Source organism: Streptomyces sp. NPDC050997 (assembly GCF_040660135.1).
Lineage (GTDB): Bacteria > Actinomycetota > Actinomycetes > Streptomycetales > Streptomycetaceae > Streptomyces.
Genome location: NZ_JBFAGK010000013.1, coordinates 54,262 through 78,424, shown reverse-complemented (window position 1 = coordinate 78,424; position 24,163 = coordinate 54,262). Strand labels below are relative to the sequence as shown.

Genomic DNA, 24,163 nt, shown 5'->3' with positions numbered 1-24,163 from the left:
GCCCTCGGGGCGCGGAGCGGCGTGCGGCTCCCCGCGTGGGCGGGACCAGGCCACCGGCACCCGCAGCCCGCCGTACGACGGCTCCCCTCAGTGGCCGTTCTGAGCCAGCCGCAGCAAGTGATCGGCCAGAGCCTGCCCGCCCGTCGGATCCCGGCTGATCAGCAGCAGCGTGTCGTCACCGGCGATGGTGCCCAGGATGTCCTGGAGCTCGGCCTGGTCGATCGCCGAGGCGAGGAACTGGGCCGCGCCCGGTGGTGTCCGTAGCACCACCAGATTCGCGGACGCCTCCGCGGAGATCAGCAGCTCCGCCGAGAGCCGCCGCATCCGTTCCTCCTTCGCGGACTCCCCCAGCGGCACCCGAGGCGTGCGGAATCCTCCTTCGCTCGGCACCGCGTAGATCAGGTCGCCGTCGTTGTTGCGGATCTTCACCGCGTTCAGCTCGTCCAGGTCCCGGGAGAGCGTCGCCTGAGTGACGCTCAGCCCGTCGTCGGACAGCAGCTTCGCCAACTGGCTCTGACTCCGCACCGGTTGCCGGTTGAGGATGTCCACGATCCGGCGGTGGCGGGCGGTGCGGGTCTGCGGTACGGCAGGCCCTGCGGTCTGCTCGTGATCCTGCGCCTGACTCATCGTCGTCTCATTCTCCGGATCATCCGTCCCCCTTGGCCACGTCCAGGATGCCGGGCAGCGCCTGGAGGAACGCGTCCACTTCCGCGTCGCCGAGGGTCAGTGGCGGCATCAGCCGTACCACCTCGGGGGCGGGCGCGTTCACCAGGAACCCGGCGTCCTGAGCCGCCTGCTGCACCTTCGGCGCTAGCGGCTCGGTGAGCACGATACCCAGCAGCAGCCCCGCACCCCGGACATGAGCGATCAACGGGTGCCGGGAAGTCCCGTCCGCACCCTCGATTCCCTCACGCAGTCTCTCGCTCTGCGCCTTGACGTTCTCCAGCAGACCCTCGGCCGCGATCGTCTCCAGTACGGCGAGTCCGGCCGCGCAGGCGACCGGGTTGCCGCCGAAGGTCGTACCGTGCTGGCCGGGCCGCAGCAGTTCCGCGGCCCGGCCGAAGGCGACGGTCGCGCCGAGCGGCAGACCGCCGCCCAGGCCCTTCGCCAGCGTGACGACGTCCGGCAGGACACCCTCGTGGGCCTGGTACTCGAACCAGTGTCCGGTCCGGCCGATCCCGGTCTGCACCTCGTCCAGCACCAGCAGGCTGCCCGTCGAGGCGGTGATCGCCCGGGCCGCCTTGAGGTAGCCGGCCGGGGGCACCACGACCCCGTTCTCGCCCTGGATCGGCTCGATGATCACGAGCGCGGTCTCCTCGGTGACCGCGGCGGCCAGCGCCTGCGCGTCCCCGTACGGAACGTGCGTCACCTCACCCGGCAGCGGCAGGAACGGCTCCTGCTTGCCCGGCTGCCCGGTCAGCGCCAGCGCGCCCATGGTCCGGCCGTGGAAGCCGCCCTGGGTGGCGACCATGTGGCTCCGGCCGGTCAGTCGGCCGATCTTGAACGCGCCCTCGTTGGCCTCGGCCCCCGAGTTGCAGAAGTACACCTTGCCGTCGCGGCCGAAGTGCTGGAGGAGTCGCTCGGCGAGCGTGATGGGCGGCTCGGCGATGAAGAGGTTGGAGACATGGCCGAGCGAGGCGACCTGCTTGCTGACCGCGTCGACGATCGCCGGGTGGGCGTGGCCGAGCGCGTTGACCGCGATACCGCCGACGAAGTCGAGGTACTGCCTGCCGTCGGCGTCCCACAGCTTCGCGCCCTCGCCCCGCACCAGGGCCAACTGCGGCGTGCCGTAGTTGTTCATGAGCGCGCCCTGCCATCGCTGGGTGAGCTCCTGGTTGCCCGTCATGCGTCGTCCCCCTCTTCCGCGTCGGCCACGACCATCGTGCCGATGCCTTCGTCGGTGAAGATCTCCAGCAGGATCGAGTGCTGGACCCGGCCGTCGATGACCCGGGCGGTGGTGACGCCGCCTCGCACGGCGTGCAGACAGCCCTCCATCTTCGGCACCATGCCGGAGCTCAACTCCGGCAGCAGCTTCTCCAGTTGGGAAGCGGTGAGGCGGCTGATCACCTCGTCGCTGTGGGGCCAGTCCTCGTAGAGGCCCTCGACGTCCGTGAGAACCATGAGGGTTTCGGCGCCCAGCGCGGCAGCGAGTGCCGCAGCAGCCGTATCAGCATTGACGTTGTAGACATGGTGGTCGTCCTGGCTCCGGGCGATCGACGAGACGACCGGGATACGGCCGTCCGCCAGCAGCGCCTCGATCGCGCCCGTGTCGATGTCGGTGATCTCGCCGACCCGCCCGATGTCGACCAACTCACCGTCGATCAGGGGCTGGTGCTTGGTGGCGGTGATGGTGTGCGCGTCCTCGCCGGTCAATCCCACGGCGAGCGGGCCGTGTTGGTTGAGCAGCCCGACCAGCTCACGCTGGACCTGCCCGGCCAGCACCATCCGTACGACGTCCATGGCGTCCTCGGTGGTGACGCGCAGGCCGGCCTTGAACTCGCTGACGATGCCGTGCTTGTCGAGGGCCGCGCTGATCTGCGGGCCGCCGCCGTGCACGACGACGGGCTTGAGGCCGGCGTGGTGCAGGAAGACGACGTCCTGCGCGAACGCGGCCTTCAGGTCCTCGTCGATCATGGCGTTGCCGCCGAACTTGATGACGACGGTCTTGCCGTTGTGCCGGACCAGCCAGGGCAGCGCCTCGATGAGGATCTGCGCCTTGGGCAGGGCGTTGTGCTTACGAGCGGTACTCATGACGAGTACGCGCTGTTCTCGTGGACGTAGTCGGCGGTGAGGTCGTTGGTCCAGATGGTGGCGGTCTGCGCACCGGCGGCGAGGTCGGCGACGATGTGCACCTCGCGGTAGCGCATGTCGACCTTGTCCCGGTCCTCACCGACGCCTCCGTCCTTGCACACCCAGACGCCGTTGATGGCCACGTTGAGCCGGTCGGGGTCGAAGGCGGCCTTCGTCGTGCCGATCGCGGAGAGCACGCGGCCCCAGTTGGGGTCCTCGCCGTGGATCGCGCACTTGAGGAGGTTGTTGCGGGCGATGGACCGGCCCACCTCGACGGCGTCGTCCTCGCTCGCGGCATTGACCACCTCGACCTTGATGTCCTTGCTCGCGCCCTCGGCGTCCCGGATGAGCTGCTGGCCGAGGTCGTCACAGACGGTCCGTACGGCCTCGGCGAACTCCTCGTACTCCGGGGTGACTTCGCAGGCACCGGAGGCCAGCAGCAGCACGGTGTCGTTGGTGGACATGCAGCCGTCGGAGTCGACCCGGTCGAAGGTGACCTTGGTGGCGGCGCGCAGCGCCCGGTCCAGGGTCGCGCTGTCGAGGTCGGCGTCGGTGGTGAGGACGACGAGCATGGTGGCCAGGCCCGGGGCGAGCATGCCCGCGCCCTTGGCCATGCCGCCGACGGTCCAGCCGTTCCTCGTCACGACGGACGTCTTGTGGACGCTGTCGGTGGTCTTGATGGCGATGGCGGCCTTCTCGCCGCCGTGCTCGCTGAGGGCCTTGGCCGCCTGCTCGACTCCCGGCAGCAGCTTGTCCATCGGGAGCAGGACGCCGATCAGCCCCGTGGAGGCGACGGCGACCTCGACCGCGCCGAGACCGAGCACCTCGGCGGCCTTCTCGGCGGTGACGTGCGTGTCCTGGAAGCCCTTCGGTCCCGTACAGGCGTTGGCGCCACCGGAGTTGAGGACGACTGCGGAGACCTGGCCGGCCTTGAGGACCTGCTCCGACCACAGCACCGGCGCGGCCTTCACACGGTTGGAGGTGAAGACGCCGGCGGCGGCGCGGCGGGGCCCGGTGTTGACCACGAGGGCCAGGTCCGGGTTGCCGTTCTCCTTGATTCCGGCGGCGATACCCGCCGCCTGGAACCCCTGTGCTGCCGTGACGCTCACGGTGCGACTCCGATCGTGGAAAGACCGAGCTCCTCGGGAAGCCCGAGGGCGATGTTCATGCTCTGGACGGCACCGCCCGCGGTGCCCTTGGCCAGGTTGTCGATGGCGCTGATCGCGATGATGCGGCCCGCGCCCTCGTCGTACGCGACCTGCACCTGAACGGCGTTGGAACCGTAGACGGACGCCGTGGCGGGCCACTGCCCCTCGGGGAGCAGGTGGACGAAGGGCTCGTCGGCGAAGGCCTTCTCGTAGGCGACGCGGACGGACTCGCCGGTGACACCGGGGCGCGCCTTCGCGGAGCAGGTGGCGAGGATGCCTCGGGGCATCGGCGCGAGGGTGGGTGTGAAGGAGACGGAGACGGCCTCTTGGGCGACCCCGCTCAGGTTCTGGATCATCTCGGGCGTGTGCCGGTGGCCGCCGCCGACGCCGTACGGCGACATGGAGCCCATGACCTCGCTGCCCAGCAGGTTCGGCTTGGGCGCCTTGCCCGCGCCGGAGGTGCCGGAGGCGGCGACGATCACGGCCTCGGCCTCGGCGAGGTGGGCGGCGTACGCAGGGAACAGGGCGAGGGAGACCGCGGTCGGGTAGCAACCGGGCACCGCGATGCGCTTGGAACCCTCCAACGCGGCGCGGCCGCCCGGCAGTTCGGGAAGGCCGTACGGCCAGGTGCCGGCGTGCGGGGAGCCGTAGAACCTCTCCCAGTCGGCCGCGTCCTTGAGCCGGAAGTCGGCGCCCATGTCGACGACGAGCACCTCCGGGCCGAGCTGCTCGGCGACGGCCGCGGACTGCCCGTGCGGCAGCGCGAAAAAGACGACGTCGTGTCCGGCGAGGACGCCGGCCGTGGTCTCCTGGAGCACCCGGTCGGCCAGCGGCAGCAGGTGCGGCTGGAGCGCGCCGAGCCGCTGGCCCGCGTTGGAATTGCCGGTCAGGGCGCCGATCTCGACCTCGGGGTGCGCCAGGAGCAGCCGCAGGAGCTCCCCGCCCGCGTATCCGCTCGCTCCGGCCACTGCCGCACGTACCGCCATGGAATCCATCCTCCTCTTGGATGGCATGACTATACGTTTCCATGCACGTTTATGCAATCCTGACCGGATCGCTCACCGTGTCGGCGCGGGCGCCTCCGGTACGGACGGTGTCGCGTCGAGGCCGGAGGGCTCGGGTGAGTACACGGTCGGGGAAGGGGATCGGGTCTGCGTGGGGCTCGGCGTGACCGTCGGCGGGCCCGCCGGTCGGATCGGCGTGTCCGCCTCGCGTTGCGCGAGGAGCAGGACGCAGACCGCCACGGCGGCCAGCGCCAGGAGGGCCAGGGCGGCGCGGGCCGGTGTGACCCGGGCGACGGAGGGCCCGGACGGCGGGTGCGCGGGGCGCAGATCGGCCAGGCCGACAGAGTCGGCACGTGCCCGCAGAGCGGCCTCCAGCCGGAGTTCCACCGACTCCGGGCCCGGCCCGGGATCGTGTCCGTTCATCGGGAACCTTCCAGACGTTTGCCGAGGGCGACCAGGGCGCGGCTGGCCGTGGACTTGACGGTGCCCCGGGACAGCCCGAGGGTCTCCGCGATCTGGGCCTCGGTGAGATGGGACCAGTACCGCAGCACCAGCACCTCGCGCTGGCGTGCGGTGAGGTGCCCGAGCGCCGCGAGAACCTCCCGGTGGTCCTCACGGAGCAGTACATGGTCCTCGGGCGGCGGGGCGTGCTGCTCACGCTCGGGCACATGGGCACGCACGGTCCGGCGACGCCGGAGCACCGAGCGGGCGCCGTTGACCACGCTGGTCCGCAGATACGCCTCCGGGTCGTCCACGGCCGCGAGCCGACGCCCGTGGCGGCGGAAGAGTGCGATGAAGGCGTCCTGGACGACGTCCTCCGCCGTGGGCAGGTCGTCCACCAGCAGCAGCGCCAGGCGCACCAGGGACAGCCGCCGGTGATGGTAGAGCTGGTCGATACGGAACTCGTCGAAGGCCGCCGATGGCGGGAGGTCCCCGGCCGCCCCGTCGGCCCGCGCCCCCGCCGCCCGCCGCGCCACGCCGGCCGGCAGCCTGTCCCGGGCCAGCGACAGCGCGCGGACGACGGCCCCCAGCCACGGGTGCGCCCGCGTCCGGCGAGGAGAGGCCGGCGGGTCACTGATCCAGCGCGGGACTGCCGGGACCGGTGCTGTCGTCATGGGTCTCCTGGACGGGTGGTGCGGGTGTCTCCGACGGTGGAGCGGGGGGTGGGGCGGCGGCGTCGGCGGTGCGGGGGCTGCCGGACCGTGGCCCGGCAGCCCCCGTTCAGCTCCCCTCCCCCGGGAGCGTCAGCCGTGTCGCGGGGCCGGCGAGGGGCTGGTCCACTTCGTGGGCTCGGGCTTCGCCTCCGACGGCACGGGGACCGGCGCCGGGCTCGCCCCCTGCGTCGGCTCCGCCCGGGTGGGCGAGGGGACCGGGGACGGGCTCGTCCACTTCGTGGGCTCCGGCTTCGGAGTGGCCGGGACCGGGGACGGGCTCGCCTCTCGCGTCGGCTCGGCCCGGGTGGGCGACGGGACCGGGGTGGCGCTGGTCCACTTCGTGGGCTCGGGCTTCGGCGTGGCCTCCGACGGCACCGGGGACGGGCTCGTCCGGGAGCTGTCCGTGCTGGCCTGGGCGACCATCGCCCCCGCGCCGACGGCCAGGACGGCTCCGAGGGCGGTGGCCCCCAGGGCGGTGCGCAGCCGGTGGGCGCGCAGGTGGTGCAGGACGTGACGTGCGGACATGCCGTTCCTCGAATCGTTGTCGCGGTCGTGGTGGAAAGGAGGCCTCCACCCCGACAGACGTGCGACCCCCTACGAGGTTGCGTGTGACCTGGAACACATGACCGAAGGAAGGCTTGCGCGTGGGCGTGGGCCGCTGCCGCCGGGGCAGCGGCCCGCACCACCACCGGCTACCTCTGCTTGATCCGCAGGAAGGTGACCGAGTTCGCCGGGAAGGTGTACGTGAACCTGTCGGCCACCCCGGAGAAGGTGGACGACACCGGCGCCACCGACGTGGCCGTCTCGGTGTTCACCGCGTCCGGGGCCGCTGCCAGCGTGGTGACCTTCGCCCTGGACGCGACCTTCGCGCCGCCCAGGTCGATCGCCGTACGGGCCGCCGAGGACTGGGCGTTGACGACCTTGACGATCAGGTCCCCGCTCTTCTTGTCCTTGGTGACGACCTGGCGGAACGGCTCGGCCGGCTTGTCGTCGGTGAAGCTCCCCCACTCCTTGCCGTCGAGGTAGAGGGTGACCTGACGGCCCCGCACCTTGATGTCGATGTCGTAGGCGCGGCCCGTCTCGACCGACCCGGCCTTGGACAGGAGCGTCGACTTGCCGCCATCCACGGCCTGCTCCACGGCGGACTGGGTGTTGTTCCAGCCGCCCAGGTTCCACCAGTAGTAGTTGCCGGTGTCCTTGACGCCGAAGGCGACGAGGAAGCCCTCCTTGCCGGACTTCTTGGTGGCCTTCACCCGCAGGTCGTAGTCGTGCCAGCCGGCGTCACCGGCCGACACCATGGTGTTCTCGGCGGCCGCGTCGCTCTGCACGTACTGCCCGTCCTGGACGCTCCAACTGCCGCCGCCGCTGTGGTTCCACTGGGCGGCGTCACCGGAGAAGTCGTCCGTGAGCAGTGTCCTCCCGTCGGCGTCGGTGACCACCACATCGTCGTACGCCGCGCTGGTCGCCCAGGTCGACAGGCCGACGGCGCCGGTGATCGGGGCGAGCAGCGACGGTGTCCCGGTGGCCTTCGACGGCACCACCCGGTCGCCGACGTTGTTCATGAACAGCTTCTGGACCTCGTAGTTGGCGGAGTTCCAGGAGGCGTGGTTGTTGAACCACACCAGGTCCGGGCGCCACTGGACGTAGTCCTCGTTGGCGAACAGCGGGGCGTAGGAGGCGAGTTTCACGACGTCGGCGTTGCGCTCGAGGCCGGTCATGAAGGCCGCTTCGGCGAGGCCGTTCTTGAAGGCGTTGCCCTGCGAGGCGTACTCGCCGAGGAAGACCTTGGGGCCGTTCCTGTCGTAGGAGTCGTAGCGGCTGTTGTTCTGCAGGAACCACTGGGGGCTGTTGTAGTAGTGCTCGTCGACCATGGCGACGTTCGCGTCGCGGTTCAGCTGCCAGGCCGTGTCGAACGTCGAACCCGTGTCGTCCGGACCGGAGTTGGAGATCACGGTGATGTCGGGGTACTTCGCCTCGATGGCGGCGCGGAACTGCTTGAACCGGGCGAAGAACTCGTTCGGGAGGTTCTCCTCGTTGCCGACCTCAAGGTGCGTGAGGTGGAACGGCCTGGGGTGGCCCATCTGCGCGCGCTTCTTGCCCCAGATCGAGGTCACCGGGCCGTTGGCGAACTCGATGAGGTCGAGGGTGTCCTGGATGTGCCGCTTGAGCAGTGCCTCGTCGTCGACGGCCCGGTTCTGGCCGCAGCCGGTCACCAGGGCCGGGACCACGGGCAGCGGCATCGCGCCGATGTCCTCGCTGAGGCGGAAGTACTCGTAGTAGCCGAGGCCGTAACTCTGGTTGTAGCCCCAGAAGTTGGCGTTGGTGGCCCGTTGCTCGACCGGGCCGATGGTGTCCTTCCACTGGTATGAGCGCTTGCGCTGGTAGCCGGAGGCCTCGCTGTAGTCCTCCATGGAGCCGGTGTTGACCAGGCAGCCGCCGGGGAAGCGCACGAAGCCGGGGTGCAGGGCGGCGACCTTCTCGGCGAGGTCCTTGCGCAGTCCGTTCGGCTCGCCCCGGTAGGTGTCACGCGGGAAGAGCGACACCATGTCCAGGGCCGCGTCGGCCGAGGAGGCGACGGCGAGGCGGCCGGCGGAGCTGGTGCGGGTCGCGGTGAGCGTGGCGGTGTACTTGGCCCAGCCGCCCTTCCGCACGGCCACCTCGCGGGCGGTGGCCAGGGTTCCGCCGACGTCCTGGAGGGTGACGGTGAGGGTGGTGCCGGCGGCGGCGCGGGCCCACACCGAGAAGTCGTACCTCTTGCCCTCGTCGACGTGGACGCCGGTGTTGTAGCCGGCGTTGGTGACGGACGAACCGGCGGTCAGGGAAAGGTAGTCGCGGTTGCGTTCGTTGAGCCGGCCGGCGTCGTTCACGACCTGCGCGGTGCCGTCGACCGTCCAGGAGGTGAGGGGCGTGTACGAGGAGTTGTCGGCGGTGGAGTACTCGAAGGACCGGTTCTGCACGAGTTCGGCGTACAGGCCGCCGTCCGCGGCGCGGTTGATGTCCTCGAAGAAGACGCCGTACATCGTGTCGTCGATCTTCGCGCCCTTGGTGGCGGGGTCGACGGTGATCGCGTAGTCGGTGACGTCCTCGGCGTGGGCGGGCGCCGAGACCAGGCCGGCCGCCACCAGGAAGGCGGTGGCCGTGAGACCGAGTCTCCAGCGGATGCGGGTGCGTGACATGGATACTCCGCGGCTCAAGTGGGGGGATCCCCAGGTCATTCGAAATATCGGACAATGATCAGCACTTCGAACGGCAACATAGAGAGGGGGATTCGAGAGCGTCAACGGGTCGCGCGGTATCGAAAGTGTCGGAAGGGTCGAAAGGGAGGAACGGATGGGCGAGTTCCGGCCAGTACCGGACGTCCTGGCGTATCTCGCCGGGAGCTGGCGGGTGGAACGCTCCGTGCGGGATCTGGCGAGCGGCGACGAGGGACACTTCGGCGGTACGACCACTTTCGGCCCCTTGGACGAAGGCGGGCTGCTGCACCACGAGAGGGGAACCTTCACCTGGCGGGGAGTCCCCCGCCCCGCCGAGCGCACCCTTCTCTTCCTGCCGGGCGGTTCACCGGGAGCCGTGGACGTCCGCTTCGCCGACGGCCGCCCCTTCCACGACCTGGACCTGGCCTCGGGTCGCCATGTCGCCGACCACCCCTGCTCGGCCGACCTCTACCGGGGCGAGTTCACCGTCCTCGACGGGGACCACTGGCGATCCGTGTGGCGGGTCGGCGGGCCCGCCAAGGACCTTGTCCTGACCACCGACTACGCCCGCGAGGACTGAGCGGTCACCCGTCGAAGCGGAGGTTCCAGCGTCCCGTCCGGCCGGTGACGGCGGTCGTCGCCAGCGGCTGGACGTCGATGTTCCAGTAGGAGGAGGGCGGTGCCTTCAGGGCGTAGACCAGCGCGGCCCGGATCACCGAGGGTTCGGCCACGGCGACGACACGACCGCCGTCCTCGACGGGACGGGTGTCGAGCCAGTTCCCGACCCGGGAGATGAACGCCGCCAGCGACTCACCGCCGTGCGGAGTGGCCCGCGGGTCGGCGAGCCAGGCGTCCACGGCCTCCGGCTCGCGGGCCATCGCCTCGCCCAGGGTCAGCCCGCGCCAGCGACCCATGTCGCAGTCCCGCAGGGCGAGTTGCACCAGCGGCGTGTAACCGAGGGCGTCCCCGGTGGTGCGGCTGCGCGGGGCCGGCGAGCAGTAGCGCAGCTCGGCCGCCGCGAGCGGGATCAGATCCTGGACGACGCGCTGGACCTCGCCCCAACCGGCCTGGTCCAGCGGCCGGTCGTCCTCGAAGCGCTCCGCGAGCAGCGGGGAGCTGCGCGCGGCGGCGACGAACGTGACCCGAAGATGCATGCGGCGATCGTGAGGGGAGCGAGTGCACAGGTCAATAGGTGTTACCCGAGAGTTGCGCGGACCTCCCGCGGGACGTGGGCCGGGGCCACCTCGTCGTAGGCCGCACGAAGACGTCGTACCCCCTCCGCGATCTCCCCCGCTCCCGTCACCGCGGCGAAGCTCAGACGGATGTGTCCGGCGGACGGCTCGGCACTGAAGTACGGGCGGCCGGGGGTGATCGCGACGCCCGCGCGCAGGGCGGCCGCCGTCAGGGCCAACTCGTCGGCGCCGTCGGGCAGTCGGAGCCAGAGGTGGTAGCCGCCCATGGGGATGTGCGGGAGGGAGAGTTCGGGCAGGCCGAGCCGCAGGGCGGCCGTCATGACGTCCCGTCGCTCCTTCAACTCCGCCGAGATCGCCCGCAGATGGCGGGACCACGCGGGCGAGCCGACCAGTTCGAGTGCCGCCTCCTGCAAGGGCCGGGGCACGAAGAAGGTGTCGACGACCTGGATGGCGCGCAACCGCTCCAGGACCGGGCCGCGCGCGGCGAGCGCGCTGACCCGGAAGCTCGGTGAGGTCGCCTTGGTGAGCGAGCCGACGTGGACGACGACTCCGTCGGGGTCGTCGGCGGCGAGCGGACGCGGCACCGGCCCGGCGTCCTCGTGCACGAGCCGCCGTACGAAGTCGTCCTCCACGACGAACGCGCCGACCGCGCGCGCGATACCCAGCACCTCCCCGCGCCGCTCGGGCGCAAGCACCGCGCCGGTCGGGTTCTGGAACAGCGGCTGGCAGACGAACACCCGGGCGCCGGTGGCCCGGAACGCGTCGGCGAGCAGGGACGGCCGTACCCCCTCCGCGTCGACCGGCACCGGAACGGGCCGCAGGCCGGCCGCCCGCGCGATGGCCAGCATGCCCGGATACGTGGGCGATTCGACCAGCACCGGCGCACCCGGCGGGGCGAGGGCACGCAGAGCGGTGGTCAGCGCGGTCTGGCCGCCCGAGCTGATCAGCACCTCCGCCGCCGTGACGCCGCCGCCGGGCCCGCCGATACCGCGCGCGAACCACTCCCGCAGCTCCGGCAGCCCCTCCATGGGCGGCCGTCCCCACGCGCCCGGCCGGCGTCCCGCGCGCGCCAGGGCCGCGGACATCGCCCGTTCCGGTTGCAGCGAGGGATGGAGATAACCCCCGTTGAACTCGATCACGCCGGGGGCCGGTGCGGCCAGCGAGACCAGGACGCCGGACGCGTCCACCGAGCGCGGTACGAGATCGGCGGCGCCGTCCGCGCTCAGCGCCACCTCCTGCCACGAGGTGTCCCCGACCGTCGTGGCGGCGGTCGTCCGCGGCCTGGCCCGGAAGGCGCCGGCGCCCGGCCTCGTGACGACCAGGCCCTCGGCGGCCAGCTGCGCGAGTGCCCGCGAGACGGTCACCGGGCTCACCCGGAACCGCTCCACCAGGGCACGACTCGACGGGAGCTTTCCACCTGGAGAGTAGCGGTCCAGCTCCCTTCGCAGCTGTTCCGCCAGTTCACCCACACTGCTACGCTCTTGCATGAGAGTACAGAGTAGCGCTATCGCGCCGACCCGGATAGCGGTCACCACCCCGGACAGGCCGCCGGTCACCGGCACCCTGCTGGCCGCCCTCGGCGTCGTCGCCTTCTCCCTCACCTTTCCGGCCACCGCCTGGGGCCTGGAGGGCTTCGGCCCCTGGGCGCTCATCGCCCTGCGCAGCGTGCTCGCGGCGCTCATCGCGGGCGTGTGCCTGCTGGCCCTGCGGGTGCCGCTGCCGGCCCGTCGGCACACGCCGGGGCTGGCTGTCGTCGGCGCCGGCGTCGTGGTGGGCTTCCCGCTGCTCTCCACCCTGGCGCTGGAGACGTCCACCACCGCGCACGCCGCTGTCGTGGTCGGCCTGCTCCCGCTGACCACCGCGCTCCTGTCCGCCCTGCGGTTCGGCACCCGTCCCTCCCGCACCTTCTGGGCGGCGGCGCTCACGGGCGCCGCCGCGGTGGTCGCCTTCACCGTGCAGCAGAGCGGCGGCGCCCTCACCACCGCCGACCTGTATCTGTTCGGCGCGCTGCTGGTGTGCGCGGTCGGCTACACCGAGGGCGGCCGGCTGGCCCGGGTCATGCCGGGCTGGCAGGTCATCGGCTGGGCGCTGGTGCTGTGTCTGCCGCTCACCGTGCCCGTCGCCGCGGTGGCGCTGGCGTACGAGCCCATACGGCTGACCGCGCACAGCGTCGCCGGGCTGCTGTGGGTCGCGGCGGGCTCGCAGTTCCTCGGCCTGCTCGTCTGGTACCGGGGAATGGCGGTCATCGGCATCCCCAGGGCCAGCCAGTTGCAGTTGGCCCAGCCGCTGCTCACACTGGTGTGGTCGGTGCTGCTGCTGGGCGAGCACCTGACGGTGGCCGCCCCACTGACGGCCGCGGCGGTGCTGGTGTGCATCGCCGTCACCCAGCGGGCACGGAGCTGAGCGGCGCGCACGCGCCGGTCCCACCGGGCCCCCGCGCCGTAGACTCAGGGACACGGACCACTGCTCCCGCACTAGGTGAGGAGACCCGACAGATGCGTGCAACCGTGGGCGACCAGCTTGTCCAGCACGGCAGGGTGGTCGGACAGCAGGACAAGGTCGGCGAGATCGTCGAAGTGATGGGCCCCGAGGGCAACCCCCCGTATCGCGTCCGCTTCGAGGACGGTCACGAGGGCGTGTGCTCACCCGGCCCCGACACCGAGATCCGGCACCGGGAAACCCACCGGTGACTCAGCGCGGAGGCTTCGCCGGCCGCTGGTAGTGGTCGGCGACCACCCGCGCCATCGCCCCGATCCGGTCCACCGCCACCTCGTCGGCGGCGAAGAAGACATGTCCGCGTACCTGCGGGAACGCACGGGCGCGGGTGAGATGGCGGGACAGCTCCGCCGGGTCCTGCCAGGCCGCGGGCTGCGCCGGGTCGCCGGCCTTGTAGAGCGCCTCCCCCAGGTACAGCTTCGTCCTGCTGCCCCGCGCCGTCTCGGCCCACCAGCCCAGCAGTTCCGCGTAGTCGGCGACGGCGAAGCCGATGTTCCAGTAGAGCTGCGGGACGATGTAGTCGATCCAGCCCTCGCGCACCCAGGTGCGGGTGTCCGCGTGCATGTCGTCGTACGTCTGCACGCCCGCCCGGGTGTCCGAGCCGAGCGGGTCGGTGTCGGAGTTGCGCCACACTCCGAAGGGGCTGATGCCGAAGCGGGCTGCGGGGCGGATGCCTCGGACCCGGGCCGCCGTCTCCCGCACCAGCTTGTCGATGTTGTCGCGCCGCCAGGCGGCCCGGTTCGGGAAACCGCCGCCGTGGCGGTCGTAGGCCGCGTCGTCGTCGAAGGTCTGGCCCGCCACCGGGTACGGGTAGAAGTAGTCGTCGAAGTGCACGGCGTCCACCGGGTACCTGCGCACCGCGTCCAGCATCGCGTCCTGCACGAACGCCCGGACCTCGGGCAGCCCGGGGTTGTAGTAGAGCTTCCCGCCGTACGGCACCACCCACTCCGGGTGCTCGCGGGCGGGGTGGGAGGCGACGAGCCTCGTGGGGTCCGCGTGGTTGGCGATCCGGTACGGGTTGAACCAGGCATGCAGCGCCAGGCCCCGGGCGTGCGCCTCCGCCACCGCCGTGCCGAGCGGATCCCAGCCCGGGTCCTTGCCCTGAGTGCCGGTGAGGTACTCGGACCACGGCTCGTACGGCGAGGGCCACAACGCGTCGGCCGTCGGACGCACCTGGAAGATCACGGTGTTGAGGCGGCTGCGGACCGCCCCGTCCAGGTGCGCGAGAAGCTCGGTACGCTGCCGCCGCGCCGACAGTCCCGGCGTCGAGGGCCAGTCACGGTTGTTCACCGTCGCCAGCCACACGCCCCGCATCTCCTCGAACCGCCGCTCCCGCGCGGCGGCCGCGCCCGAGGCCGACGTGAGCGTCGACAGCGCGGCCAGCGCGAACGCCCGACGTGACAGTCGCCCCACCTGAAACACCCCCATACACCGCGGATCCGTACGGTCACGGATCGTCTCCGCGCCCCAGGATGCCCGCACCCCCGCGATCGATCATCGATACTTGGGAGTAACGTGCACGAACGGAGCAGGCACCGCACCAACCGCGAACCTGCCACAGCCGTAGATCAGCGAAAGGGACGATGTGACGGACATCCAGGCGGGAGACATCACGCGGGTCGGAGTTGTGGGCTGCGGTCAGATGGGAGCGGGCATCGCCGAGGTGTGCGCCCGCGCCGGCCTGGACGTGAAGGTCGCCGAGACCACCGGCGAGGCCCTGGAGATCGGCCGGACCCGGCTGTTCAACTCCCTGGCCAAGGCTGCCGGGCGCGGCAAGATCACCGAGGCGGAGCTGGCGGAGACGCAGGAGCGGCTCAGCTTCACCACGGACCTCGGCGAGTTCGCCGACCGTGATCTGGTGATCGAGGCGGTCGTCGAGAACGAGCAGGTCAAGACCGAGATCTTCCAGGTGCTCGACCAGGTCGTGACCCGGCCGGACGCCATCCTCGCCTCCAACACCTCCTCCATCCCGCTGGTGAAGCTGGCGGTCGCCACCGCACGGCCCGACCACGTCATCGGCATCCACTTCTTCAACCCGGCCCCGGTGCAGCAGCTGGTCGAGCTGATCCCGGCGCTCACCACCTCCGAGGGCACGCTCAGCCGCGCCCAGGCCTTCGCCGAGAAGGTGCTCGGCAAGCACGCCATCCGCGCCCAGGACCGCTCCGGCTTCGTGGTGAACGCGCTGCTGATCCCGTATCTCCTGTCCGCGATCCGGATGTTCGAGTCCGGCATCGCCAGCCGCGAGGACATCGACAACGGCATGGAGCTCGGCTGCGCCCACCCGATGGGCCCGCTGAAGCTGACCGACCTGATCGGCCTGGACACGGTCGCCTCGGTCGCGTACTCGATGTACGAGGAGTACAAGGAGCCGCTGTACGCCGCTCCCCCGCTGCTCCAGCGCATGGTCGACGCGGGCCGGCTGGGCCGGAAGTCCGGGTCGGGCTTCTACACGTACTAGCGAGTGCGGCGACGCCGCCAAGTGGCGCTGTTCAAGGGCGAATTCACCCGGAACAGCGCTCACGGCGGCACTGCATAGGTGGTTCTCGCGGCGCCCGACGGTGGCCCTCCGCGCCTCCTCGCCCAGCCCACGTGGACTGCACGGGAACACGGCCTGTCGAGCGGCATCGACCGACAGCAAATCGACCCTGACCTGGGACTTTGTGTCTTTCGAAGCTGTCAGGCCCTTTCTCGCCTACTCAGCGAAAACCCGAGATCTGATTCCGTTGGCGCAGTCGCGCCAAGGCGAAGCTCACCGGCTCCGGCAGGACAAAGCCGGTACCAGCGCCGTCAGTATCGAGCGCCTCAGCGGACTGCCACCGACCGGGGAAACACACCCACCCCGCCCCCGCGCCAAGCGAATTGTCCCCCGCGCCCGCCCGGTCCGCCTACCCGGCTGCGGCCACGTCCCGATGAACGACGACCCGGCGCTGGAGGCATGACCACGTCCTGTCTAGCTGGCGAGACAGGAGCCGGCCCTGTCCCGCGGTGGAATAGATATCTCTCCTTTGATGCCTGCGGCCAAATGGCTAGGCTTTCCCGGGTCGGGATGGGATGTTGCCTGGTGGGTGCGGTTGATGGGGCCGCACAGGGGATGCACGTGCAAGCAGGAGAGAAAGTCCCTGTTTCCCCTTGAAGCTACGATTGATTGGCTGGCGGACTTCTATGTCTCAGATGCATCACGCAAAGGGGCAGGACGACCATCATTCGCGTGTGGTTCGCGCCTCATCCGCACAGCGGAGAATGTATTTCTCCTCAATTGTGCGGCCAGCCAGTTCGGCTGATACCTGGGGAACCGCCCTCACAGTCGACGGGGATCTCGACATAAGCAGGATTGAGCGCGCCCTACAGGTGCTGCGCGGCAGACACGAAACACTGCGCACCACATTCCTGGAACGCGACGGTGAAGTTCTCCAGGTGGTGCACGATGCGAACGGGGACGTTGCCCAGTCTTCGCTGCTCGACATCGTAGAGGCCGAGGGGGACTCGCACAGCAAGCGCTGTGACTGGGCGGAGGATGAGGCCAGAAGGATGCTTGACATTTCCTTCGATATTTCATCAGGGCCGCTCTGGAAAGCAGGCGCGATACGGGTGTCATCCCGGCTGCACCTGATAATCTTCGTGTTCCATCACATCATTATCGACGAGATTTCCGCACAGGTATTCGCCGAAGAACTACGCCTCGCTTACGCTGACGAAAACGCGCTTGCCGTCGCGACGCCGGCCGTTCAGTACGCGGATTTCTGCCTGGCGGAGAATGCCTCCGGGGTGGACCCTGCCGGCCTGGACTACTGGCGTGGCCAACTGGAGGGCATCCAGTCGCCCCAGCTGCCCGAGGACAGCAGGGAAGACCCGGGCGTGATCATCGGGTCCCGGATCCCGGTCGCCGTTCCAGAGAATGTCGTAGCGGAATTCGAAGAGTTCTGCAAGGACCGCTCGATCACTCCGTTCATGGGCATGCTCGCAGCGTATTTCATTCTGTTGCAGCGCTGGACGAGATCGAGCGATATAGCAGTGGGCACGCCGGTACTCAGCCGACCGGACTCGGACTTCTTCAGAACGATCGGATTCTTCGCCAACACAGTGGTGCTGCGCTGCCCGGTAGCACCGACACTGACCTTCGATCAGTTTCTCGACCACGTGAGTGAAACGGTTCTGGACGCGCTCGACCACCAGGACGTGCCGTTCGAAGCAGTCGTAAAGGACATTGCTCCCCACCGGGACGCCGATCGCAATCCCCTCTTCCAGGCCGCTATCGGCTATGGCACTCTAGACCCGAGCGATACCTGGGCACTTGACGGCCTCCAGGTGACGCCCATGCCAGACCCCATGGAGTTGTCGCGCATCGAATTTGACCTGCGTCTGGACATACAACGGCTGGCACACGAAACCTCACTCACCATCGAATACAATCGTCAGCGGTTTTCCGAGGCGGCTATGCAGAGGTTTGCCGATACCTACGGAAACCTGCTGCAGTCACTCAGTCGGGCACCCGATGTCCCGCTCGGGAGCATCCCGGTCCTCGACCAAGTCGCCCTGGACGAAACGCTGGTGCTCGGCGCGAGTGGTGATACGCAGGACGGCCGTGCCCCCGCGGAATGCACATCCGCATGGGACCTCTTCGAATTGACGGCCGCGACTGTTCCTGAACGGGAAGCAGTCGTTGCGGATGGGGAGCGGCTCACCTTCGCCGAACTGGCCGGTCGGGCCCGGACCATGGCCACGGCATTGCGCGCCCGCGGCGTACGGTCCGGCACCATGGTGGGGATCTGCCTGGCCAGGCGCAGCGATCTGATCGTCGCGATGCTCGCCACCTGGGGTGCGGGCGGTGCCTTTCTCCTGCTGGATCCGCACCAGCACGAGGGCCGCCGCCAGCTCCTTGAGGAGGCCGGCATCGCCCTGGTCGTCTCGGACGAACGCTTCGCCGAGGTGGAGACGGTCTCAGCGGCCGTGCTCCTGGCAGACGCGGCGACGGCGGTCGGGGGCGATTCCACGCACGGGGTCGATGCCGCTCGTCGCCCGGCAACTGCTCCGGCCTGCATGCTTTTCACAGCAGGTTCCACGGAACAGCCGAAGGGCGTGGTCATCGATCAGGCGAGCCTCGTCGCTCTCGCCACCACCCAACTGGCGCCGATGTACGCACGGCTGCCCGAAGGGCGCCAGGTGAATGTCGGCGCGCTGAGTTCCGTGACGTTCGACGTGTTCATCAACCAGTGCCTCGGCATGATCGCCTTCGGGCACCGGCTGCTGTTGATCGGTGAGGAGGAGAGGACGGATCCGCTCCGGCTCCTTGCCCGAGGGTCGGATCCTGAATCATCGATTGACGTGTTCAACTGCAACAGCAGCCAGATGGAGAGCTTGGTCGACGCTGGTCTCCTGACCCTTCCGTACCCGCCGAAGATGGTCGTCATCGGTGGCGAGAGCGCGTCGGAGCGGCTGTGGCGGCGTCTGCACGACCAGCCTGAACTCCTCGCGTTCAACACGTACGGCCTGACCGAGTGCACTGCCGATTCGGCCAGGGCAGAGATCGGCGAACACGCTCACCAGGTGGCCGGGCGCGCGGTGGGCGCGGCTCAGATCTACATCGTCGACGACCAACTGCAGTTGCTGCCGCCCACGTTCGTCGGCGAGATCTGCATCGGTGGGCTCGGTGTGGCCCAGGGCTACGCGGGAGAGCCCGCGTACACCAGTGAACGGTTCATAGCCGACCCGTTCAGCCGTGTCCCCGGGCAGCGCATGTACCTCACCGGTGACAAGGGCCGGCTGCGTCCTGATGGGCAGTTGGAGTTCTGGGGCCGTCTCGCCGACCGTGTGACGGTCCGAGGTCGGGGCGTCGAGCCGGGTGAGCTGGAGGCTCTGCTCGACAGCCATCCCGCCATCGCCCGCGCCGCCGTCATCGCGACCGACCCAGGCATGGACATGGCTCAACTGGTGGCGTATGTCGTGCCGGGCGACGGAGGCCGGGACGGGCTGACGTACTCCGCCGTACGGGAATTCCTTCGTGGCAAGCTCCCCTCCGCACTGTTGCCCGACCGGGTAGAGGTCCTTGAAGAGTTCCCGGTCGCCTTCAACGGCAAGCTGGATCGCAGGGCGCTGTCCGGCATCGAGTCGTCGGGCACCCTGCTGGAGGCCGGCCAGGGCACGACGCTGCTCGACATCTCCCGGGAACAGCGTCTGTGCGAGATCGTGGGTGAGGTGGTCGGAGCACCGCAGGCCGGCCCTGACGACAACTTCTGGGTACTCGGCGGGAATTCGCTGCTCGCCATGCAGGTCATCGGTCGAGTGCGCACCGCCTTGGGCTGCGAGCTGAGCGTCCGAGCGATTTTTGAAGCCGATTCGCTCGGGGACATGGCGGTTCAGCTGGTTGCCGTCGACGACAGCACAGAGAAGGGTGACGGCCGATGACCGCCACCGTGGAGAACTTGCTGCGCTGCCGTTCCCCTCATCCGGACCCTGACATGCGGCTGTTCTGTCTTCCGTGGGCCGGGGCCGGGGCGCTCGGATACAGCTCCTGGACGTTGCCCACTGACATGGCTGCCGAAGTGTGGGCCGTCCAGCTCCCCGGACGCGAGGACCGGGCCGGGGAACCTCCGCTGCCGTCCATCACCTCGATGGTCGACGTCCTGCGGGGTGCTGTGGAACCGCTGCTGGACCGACCGTTCGCGTTCTTCGGCCACAGCATGGGGGCTCTGCTGGCCTTCGAACTGGCCCGCGCGCTTCGAGCCACCGGCGGACCGGCCCCTGCCCAGCTGTTCCTTTCCGGGATGCGTTCACCCGACCTCACCCCCTGGCGCCCGGCCGCGAGCGTTCTGGGCGACGAGGCCCTGCTGCATCGGCTGAACGAGATCGCCGGTCCCTCGGTCTCGGCTGTGCGCGACCGCGATGTGCTGCTGTGGCTGGCTCCCGCGATGCGTGCCGACTTCGCGGCGTGCGAGAACTACCAGTACCGCGACGAACTGCCGTTGGACATACCGACCTGCCTGCTCGCCGCCGGCGACGACGCCGAGGTCCGGGTGGACGAGGTGTCCGCATGGCGGCGGCACTGCGGTGCCGTCGGCCCTGTACGCGTCTTCGAGGGAGGCCATCTCTACCTGCTCGACCAGCGGGCGGATGTGCTCTCCCTCATCGCCGAAGAACTCCAGGGTCATGGCGTGTTCGGGATCGGTCCGGTTCGCCGGCCTCGCGTATGACATGACGTCATGTCCCGGTACCAGGTGGGATGTTCCCTGAAAGCAGTACAGGCCCGGCGCTGGGGATCATGTAGAGACCCATGAGAACCGAGCGAGACCGTGCCTGCCCGAACATCATCACCCATGCCCGCCTGGGAAGCAGGTCGGCATCGTCGGCCTCGTCGATGTCCCAGGTCTCGAAGGGAGCGTTCGTTTCGACTCCGAATTAGGTGTCGAATTTTTCGACCTGATCGACCTCGGCGAATACCTTCCTCACGTACTGCTGCCGCCGGCGACATCGCGCAGGCGCTGGAGGTGCGTCAAGCCCGACATCACCTCGTCCGTCGAAAGCCCGAAGTCAATGAGACAGGCGATCTCGTCCACACCGATCTCCGCGAGTCGCGCGACGACTTCCTTTGCTTTTTCGACCGAGCCGAGAAGGCCGATGTTGTCGAAGTAGTGCTCGAACGATCGCTCCACCAGGAAATCGACCTCGTCGTCTTCGAGGTTTTCGGGATCCTCCGAGCTGAAGCCGGGGTCCGAGGCCAGGATGAGATTGAGCGCGCTGCGCATATAGGCCGACAGTGCCGGCCTGACCAGCTCACGGACCGCCTCGTTGTCCTCACCCAGGAAGGTGTGCACCATGACCACGACGTGGCCCGTCCATGCACCCTGACTCGCCTCGGCCGCAGCCTTCCGGTACTCGGAGATTTTCTCGGCCAACAGCTCGGGGCTTTGGCCGATCAGGTGGGTCAGCAGCCCAGCGCCTATACGGCCCGCGCTCCGGAAGGTCTCGACGTCGCCGACGCTGGTGATCCAGACGGGCAATTCATCCTGTACCGGCGGGGGAAAGGACCGCACCTTCGCCGGGTTTCCCATCCCGTCAGGGAGATCGACAGTCTCGCCACGCCACAGGGCCCGTACTTGCTCGACCCGCTCGTACATCTCGGTCCGGCGGTCCGCGTAGGCCGACGGGTTCAGCACAAAATCAGTGGCGTGCCACCCTGAGGCAAAGGACACACCGACGCGACCGTGCGAGATGTTGTCCACCACCGACCATTCCTCGGCGACCCGCAAAGGGTGATGGAGGGGTGCGACAACGCTACCTGCCCGAATTTTGACGCGTCTGGTGATCGCGGCAATCGCCGCACCGGTCACCGACGGATTCGGATAAGTGCCTCCGTAGGGATGGAAATGACGTTCCGGCGTCCATACGGCTTGGAAGCCGTGCTCGTCCGCGAAACGAGCGCCCTCGATCAGCAGCTGGTACCGATCGCCCTCGGCGTTTCCACTGTCATTGGCGAAGTAGAAAAGGCTGAAATCCGTCACACTCACACCCCTCATCGGTCAGCATGGAACCGGGGCCAGAATGTGCCGACATCATTGACGCGCATAGGCGCCATGCTATGCAGCGGCATCGAAGGCAAGTCCAGCGTTGACTTAATCGGTGGCACGACCATGCGCCACCGCTTGTCTCGCCGGCGGGACAGGCTCGGCACATGACTCCACGGCAGGCTCGCGGCGCATATCGGCCGGCAATGACCGGGCGGAGGTGAAGATCGCCGTATCGCCGGACCGGATGAAACGCAGGTAGTCTCCGTGATCAGTCCGCAGGTAGACAGTAGATATGCGATATGTCCGATCAGCCGGAGGGCTTATTCGCGTTGGCTCCAGCTTCTTCGAGTTCGCCGGGAATTGCCCGCCGGCTATGTGGGTCGTCGGAGTGCGCGCTGTCCTGGGGCACGGTTTCCCTGGCCCGCCCGCGGTACTGAGCCGAGCCGCGATGTCACCGACCTGCCGCGATGTCACCGGTCTGCCGTGACGCGGAGATCGCCCGAACGCCCGGCTCACCACACGATCGTGCTCCGGAGGTTGGAAACAAGCACATGACGATTAGGGGAGGCGCGATGGATTGGCTGTTGTCGCAACTTCGGGGTCGAGCCGACGCCGAGGCCATGGTCGGGCACGGCGGCAGGGTCACGTACGCCGACCTCGCGGAGCGGGCCACCGGCTGGCTGGTCGAGCTGGACCGGCTCGAAGTAACGGCCGGCGAGGTCGTGGCGGTGGTCGGGAACACCTCACCGAACACGGTCGCGCTCTTCACGGCGCTCGCCGTCCGAGGCGCTGTCGTGGTGCCCTTCGCTCCCGCCGATCCGCCGAGGGACCAGCGGGAGCGCCGGATCGCGACGGCACACGCGACCCGTGTCGTCGAGTTCAGCGGTCCTGACGAGTGGACGGTCCAGACCATCGCGGCACCGGACGCGCCAAGGCCACACCTTCTGACCGAGCTCGCCACCCGCAAAGAGGCCGGGCTGCTGCTGTTCTCCTCGGGCTCGACGGGCGAGAGCAAGGCCGCGCTGCTCTCGCTCCCCCGGCTGCTCGGCGGCTTCCGTGCGTCGTCGCGCCCCCGGCGAACGCTGCAGTTCATGGCGCTCGACCACATCGGTGGAGTCAACACGCTGTTCCGTACGCTCATCGGCGGCGGCACGGTGGTCACCGAGCCGCAACGCACCCCCAAGCACGCGTGCGAGGCCATCGAGCGTCACCGCGTCCAGGTGCTACCGACCACGCCGACCTTCCTCAACATGCTGCTGGTCTCCGGCGCCTACCGGGACTACGACCTGTCCTCACTCGAACTGATCACCTACGGCACGGAGCCCATGCGCGAGGTCACCCTCGCGCACGCGGCCACCGAGTTCCCCCGTGTGCAGTTCAAGCAGACCTACGGCCTCACCGAGACCGGCATCCTGCCCACGCGATCGATCTCGTCGGACTCGTTACGGATGGACGTCGGAGGGCGGGGATTCGGGACGGAGGTGCGCGACGGGGTGCTCTGGATCAAGTCGCCGAGCGCCATGCTCGGGTATCTCAACGCGCCCAGCCCGTTCGACGAGGACGGCTGGCTCAACACCGGAGACGCGGTCGAGGTGGCCGAGGACGGCACCCTCCGCGTACTCGGGCGGCTCTCGGCGCTGATCAACGTAGGCGGAGAGAAGGTGTCACCGGCCGAGGTCGAGAACGTGCTGCTCCGGGCCGGCAACGTCTGCGACGTCATCGTGACCGGACGCCCGAACGCCGTCACCGGTCACATCGTCACGGCCACGGTCGAGCTGGTCGAGCCGGAGGAGCAGCGGGCACTGAACAGGCGGCTGCGCCAGTTCTGTACCGACCACCTACCGCCCCACAAGGTTCCGGCCGTCGTCACCGTCTCGGACGTGCCGTTGCACGGCGAGCGATTCAAGCGCATGGGGGGTGCGGTGTGAACGGCACCGCGGATCAGCGTCCGGTGGCGGTCGTCAGTGGAGGCAGCCGAGGTCTGGGACTGGCGCTGGTGACCGACTTCCTGGAGCGCGGTTACCGAGTGGAGACTTTCAGCCGGTCCGAGTCCGCCGAGCTCATCGCGCTGCGCAAGTCGACCGCTCCGGACACCCTGTTCTGGTCCTCGATCGACGGAACGAACGCCGAAGCCGTCGAGGAGTTCGCCCGAGCGGCCGTGCGTCGCCATCGCCGTATCGACACGCTCGTGAACAACGCGGCGATCGGGCTGGAGGGCCTGCTGACGCTGACCGCCCCGACGGCCATCGACACCGCGCTGCGGACCAACGTGACACTGCCGGTTCTGCTCACCCGGGCCTGTCTGAAGCCCATGCTGGCCCGTCGGGCGGGTGTGGTGATCAATCTGTCCTCCATCAACGCGCTGCGCGGACAGACCGGCGTCGCCGTGTACGGCGCGGCGAAAGCGGCGCTCGACGGGCTGACGCGAGGTCTCGCCCGTGAGGTCGGCCCTGCCGGGGTCCGCGTGGTCAGTGTCGCCCCCGGCTACTTCGACAGCGAGATGACCGCGGGTATCGACGAGGCCCAGCGCCGCCGCATCGTGCGCCGGACGCCGTTGGGCCGGCTCGGCTCGATAGAGGACGTGCTCGACGTCATCCGGTTCCTCACCTCGCCCGCGGCGAGCTTCATCACCGGCCAGACCATCACCGTCGACGGTGGCTACACCTGCTGAACCCCTACCGCA

Annotated in this window: 21 protein-coding genes and 1 pseudogene; 10 read left to right on the top strand and 12 right to left on the bottom strand. The window is 69.3% G+C overall.

The window, feature by feature from the left end; translation table 11 throughout:
• Positions 1-87 precede the first annotated feature (87 nt).
• The 7 genes from AB0H86_RS27390 to AB0H86_RS27360 form a co-directional block, all read right to left on the bottom strand.
• Entirely contained in the window at positions 88-627 is a 540-nt protein-coding gene (locus tag AB0H86_RS27390; RefSeq protein WP_362444097.1) for an arginine repressor, read from the bottom strand.
• 19 nt (positions 628-646) lie between these two features.
• A complete protein-coding gene (locus tag AB0H86_RS27385; RefSeq protein ID WP_362444094.1) occupies positions 647-1,846 on the bottom strand; it encodes an acetylornithine transaminase in 1,200 nt (399 codons plus the stop codon).
• Complete coding sequence (gene argB / locus AB0H86_RS27380; RefSeq protein WP_362444091.1) at positions 1,843-2,751, bottom strand: acetylglutamate kinase; 909 nt, start codon at positions 2,749-2,751, stop codon at positions 1,843-1,845. The genes AB0H86_RS27385 and argB overlap by 4 nt, the downstream gene beginning before the upstream one ends.
• Entirely contained in the window at positions 2,748-3,899 is a 1,152-nt protein-coding gene (gene argJ / locus AB0H86_RS27375) for a bifunctional glutamate N-acetyltransferase/amino-acid acetyltransferase ArgJ (protein ID WP_362444088.1), read from the bottom strand. Before argJ ends, argB begins: the two co-directional genes overlap by 4 nt.
• Positions 3,896-4,924 carry an N-acetyl-gamma-glutamyl-phosphate reductase gene (gene argC, locus AB0H86_RS27370; protein WP_362444085.1) on the bottom strand — a complete coding sequence of 343 codons (1,029 nt, stop codon included), beginning with the start codon at positions 4,922-4,924 and terminating at the stop codon, positions 3,896-3,898. Before argC ends, argJ begins: the two co-directional genes overlap by 4 nt.
• Positions 4,925-4,996: 72 nt before the next feature.
• Complete coding sequence (locus AB0H86_RS27365; RefSeq protein WP_362444082.1) at positions 4,997-5,365, bottom strand: hypothetical protein; 369 nt, start codon at positions 5,363-5,365, stop codon at positions 4,997-4,999.
• Positions 5,362-6,057: a sigma-70 family RNA polymerase sigma factor gene (locus AB0H86_RS27360; protein WP_362444079.1), complete on the bottom strand. Its 696-nt coding sequence runs from the start codon at positions 6,055-6,057 to the stop codon at positions 5,362-5,364. The genes AB0H86_RS27365 and AB0H86_RS27360 overlap by 4 nt, the downstream gene beginning before the upstream one ends.
• A 169-nt stretch (positions 6,058-6,226) precedes the next feature.
• Here AB0H86_RS27360 and AB0H86_RS27355 point away from each other — a divergent pair, with 169 nt between their 5' ends.
• Positions 6,227-6,610: a hypothetical protein gene (locus tag AB0H86_RS27355; protein WP_362444076.1), complete on the top strand. Its 384-nt coding sequence runs from the start codon at positions 6,227-6,229 to the stop codon at positions 6,608-6,610.
• Positions 6,611-6,788: 178 nt separating this feature from the next.
• Here the strand turns inward: AB0H86_RS27355 and AB0H86_RS27350 are convergent, their stop codons facing one another.
• Positions 6,789-9,272 carry an alpha-L-arabinofuranosidase C-terminal domain-containing protein gene (locus AB0H86_RS27350; RefSeq protein ID WP_362444073.1) on the bottom strand — a complete coding sequence of 828 codons (2,484 nt, stop codon included), beginning with the start codon at positions 9,270-9,272 and terminating at the stop codon, positions 6,789-6,791.
• Between the two features lie 154 nt (positions 9,273-9,426).
• On the opposite strand from AB0H86_RS27350, the gene AB0H86_RS27345 reads away from it, so the two are divergent.
• Complete coding sequence (locus tag AB0H86_RS27345; RefSeq protein ID WP_362444070.1) at positions 9,427-9,870, top strand: DUF6314 family protein; 444 nt, start codon at positions 9,427-9,429, stop codon at positions 9,868-9,870.
• Between the two features lie 4 nt (positions 9,871-9,874).
• Here AB0H86_RS27345 and AB0H86_RS27340 read toward each other — a convergent pair whose 3' ends face one another.
• Both AB0H86_RS27340 and AB0H86_RS27335 read right to left on the bottom strand, forming a co-directional pair.
• The gene (locus AB0H86_RS27340) at positions 9,875-10,444 is read right to left on the bottom strand and encodes a histidine phosphatase family protein (RefSeq protein WP_362444067.1); all 570 of its coding nucleotides are present in this window, start codon (positions 10,442-10,444) and stop codon (positions 9,875-9,877) included.
• 41 nt (positions 10,445-10,485) lie between these two features.
• On the bottom strand, positions 10,486-11,970 hold the full coding sequence (locus AB0H86_RS27335) for a PLP-dependent aminotransferase family protein (protein ID WP_362444064.1): 1,485 nt from the start codon (positions 11,968-11,970) through the stop codon (positions 10,486-10,488).
• On the opposite strand from AB0H86_RS27335, the gene AB0H86_RS27330 reads away from it, so the two are divergent.
• Both AB0H86_RS27330 and AB0H86_RS27325 read left to right on the top strand, forming a co-directional pair.
• Positions 11,969-12,886: a DMT family transporter gene (locus AB0H86_RS27330; RefSeq protein WP_362444061.1), complete on the top strand. Its 918-nt coding sequence runs from the start codon at positions 11,969-11,971 to the stop codon at positions 12,884-12,886. The genes AB0H86_RS27335 and AB0H86_RS27330 overlap by 2 nt on opposite strands.
• A gap of 92 nt (positions 12,887-12,978) precedes the next feature.
• The gene (locus AB0H86_RS27325) at positions 12,979-13,173 is read left to right on the top strand and encodes a DUF1918 domain-containing protein (RefSeq protein WP_356771824.1); all 195 of its coding nucleotides are present in this window, start codon (positions 12,979-12,981) and stop codon (positions 13,171-13,173) included.
• A gap of 1 nt (position 13,174) precedes the next feature.
• Here the strand turns inward: AB0H86_RS27325 and AB0H86_RS27320 are convergent, their stop codons facing one another.
• The gene (locus AB0H86_RS27320; protein ID WP_362444058.1) at positions 13,175-14,407 is read right to left on the bottom strand and encodes a family 10 glycosylhydrolase; all 1,233 of its coding nucleotides are present in this window, start codon (positions 14,405-14,407) and stop codon (positions 13,175-13,177) included.
• A 157-nt stretch (positions 14,408-14,564) separates the two neighbouring features.
• Between AB0H86_RS27320 and AB0H86_RS27315 the strand changes: the two genes are divergently transcribed.
• The 4 genes and pseudogenes from AB0H86_RS27315 to AB0H86_RS27300 all read left to right on the top strand — a co-directional run bounded on the left by AB0H86_RS27315 (position 14,565) and on the right by AB0H86_RS27300 (position 20,166).
• The gene (locus AB0H86_RS27315) at positions 14,565-15,437 is read left to right on the top strand and encodes a 3-hydroxybutyryl-CoA dehydrogenase (protein ID WP_362444055.1); all 873 of its coding nucleotides are present in this window, start codon (positions 14,565-14,567) and stop codon (positions 15,435-15,437) included.
• Between the two features lie 388 nt (positions 15,438-15,825).
• A pseudogene (locus tag AB0H86_RS27310) lies at positions 15,826-15,918 on the top strand (alpha/beta hydrolase); the annotation flags it as partial.
• A gap of 232 nt (positions 15,919-16,150) precedes the next feature.
• Positions 16,151-19,381 carry a condensation domain-containing protein gene (locus tag AB0H86_RS27305; protein WP_362444052.1) on the top strand — a complete coding sequence of 1,077 codons (3,231 nt, stop codon included), beginning with the start codon at positions 16,151-16,153 and terminating at the stop codon, positions 19,379-19,381.
• Positions 19,378-20,166, top strand: a complete 789-nt coding sequence (locus AB0H86_RS27300; protein ID WP_362444050.1) for an alpha/beta fold hydrolase — start codon at positions 19,378-19,380, stop codon at positions 20,164-20,166. Before AB0H86_RS27305 ends, AB0H86_RS27300 begins: the two co-directional genes overlap by 4 nt.
• 252 nt (positions 20,167-20,418) lie before the next feature.
• Here the strand turns inward: AB0H86_RS27300 and AB0H86_RS27295 are convergent, their stop codons facing one another.
• Positions 20,419-21,474, bottom strand: coding sequence for a MupA/Atu3671 family FMN-dependent luciferase-like monooxygenase (locus tag AB0H86_RS27295; protein ID WP_362444047.1), 1,056 nt, complete (start codon positions 21,472-21,474; stop codon positions 20,419-20,421).
• Positions 21,475-22,052: 578 nt separating this feature from the next.
• Here AB0H86_RS27295 and AB0H86_RS27290 point away from each other — a divergent pair.
• Both AB0H86_RS27290 and AB0H86_RS27285 read left to right on the top strand, forming a co-directional pair.
• Positions 22,053-23,408 carry a class I adenylate-forming enzyme family protein gene (locus tag AB0H86_RS27290; RefSeq protein WP_362444044.1) on the top strand — a complete coding sequence of 452 codons (1,356 nt, stop codon included), beginning with the start codon at positions 22,053-22,055 and terminating at the stop codon, positions 23,406-23,408.
• Complete coding sequence (locus AB0H86_RS27285) at positions 23,405-24,151, top strand: SDR family oxidoreductase (protein ID WP_362444041.1); 747 nt, start codon at positions 23,405-23,407, stop codon at positions 24,149-24,151. The genes AB0H86_RS27290 and AB0H86_RS27285 overlap by 4 nt, the downstream gene beginning before the upstream one ends.
• The last annotated feature ends 12 nt before the right edge of the window (positions 24,152-24,163 follow it).

Coding starts and splice junctions, on each gene's coding strand:
- AB0H86_RS27365 (WP_362444082.1), bottom strand. CDS start 5,365: ATGAACGGACACGATCCCGGGCCGGGCCCGGAGTCGGTGGAACTCCGG.
- AB0H86_RS27325 (WP_356771824.1), top strand. CDS start 12,979: ATGCGTGCAACCGTGGGCGACCAGCTTGTCCAGCACGGCAGGGTGGTC.
- AB0H86_RS27330 (WP_362444061.1), top strand. CDS start 11,969: ATGAGAGTACAGAGTAGCGCTATCGCGCCGACCCGGATAGCGGTCACC.
- AB0H86_RS27335 (WP_362444064.1), bottom strand. CDS start 11,970: ATGCAAGAGCGTAGCAGTGTGGGTGAACTGGCGGAACAGCTGCGAAGG.
- AB0H86_RS27320 (WP_362444058.1), bottom strand. CDS start 14,407: ATGGGGGTGTTTCAGGTGGGGCGACTGTCACGTCGGGCGTTCGCGCTG.
- AB0H86_RS27305 (WP_362444052.1), top strand. CDS start 16,151: ATGCATCACGCAAAGGGGCAGGACGACCATCATTCGCGTGTGGTTCGC.
- AB0H86_RS27345 (WP_362444070.1), top strand. CDS start 9,427: ATGGGCGAGTTCCGGCCAGTACCGGACGTCCTGGCGTATCTCGCCGGG.
- AB0H86_RS27340 (WP_362444067.1), bottom strand. CDS start 10,444: ATGCATCTTCGGGTCACGTTCGTCGCCGCCGCGCGCAGCTCCCCGCTG.
- AB0H86_RS27350 (WP_362444073.1), bottom strand. CDS start 9,272: ATGTCACGCACCCGCATCCGCTGGAGACTCGGTCTCACGGCCACCGCC.
- AB0H86_RS27360 (WP_362444079.1), bottom strand. CDS start 6,057: ATGACGACAGCACCGGTCCCGGCAGTCCCGCGCTGGATCAGTGACCCG.
- AB0H86_RS27385 (WP_362444094.1), bottom strand. CDS start 1,846: ATGACGGGCAACCAGGAGCTCACCCAGCGATGGCAGGGCGCGCTCATG.
- argB (WP_362444091.1), bottom strand. CDS start 2,751: ATGAGTACCGCTCGTAAGCACAACGCCCTGCCCAAGGCGCAGATCCTC.
- AB0H86_RS27290 (WP_362444044.1), top strand. CDS start 22,053: ATGGATTGGCTGTTGTCGCAACTTCGGGGTCGAGCCGACGCCGAGGCC.
- AB0H86_RS27300 (WP_362444050.1), top strand. CDS start 19,378: ATGACCGCCACCGTGGAGAACTTGCTGCGCTGCCGTTCCCCTCATCCG.
- AB0H86_RS27390 (WP_362444097.1), bottom strand. CDS start 627: ATGAGTCAGGCGCAGGATCACGAGCAGACCGCAGGGCCTGCCGTACCG.
- argC (WP_362444085.1), bottom strand. CDS start 4,924: ATGGCGGTACGTGCGGCAGTGGCCGGAGCGAGCGGATACGCGGGCGGG.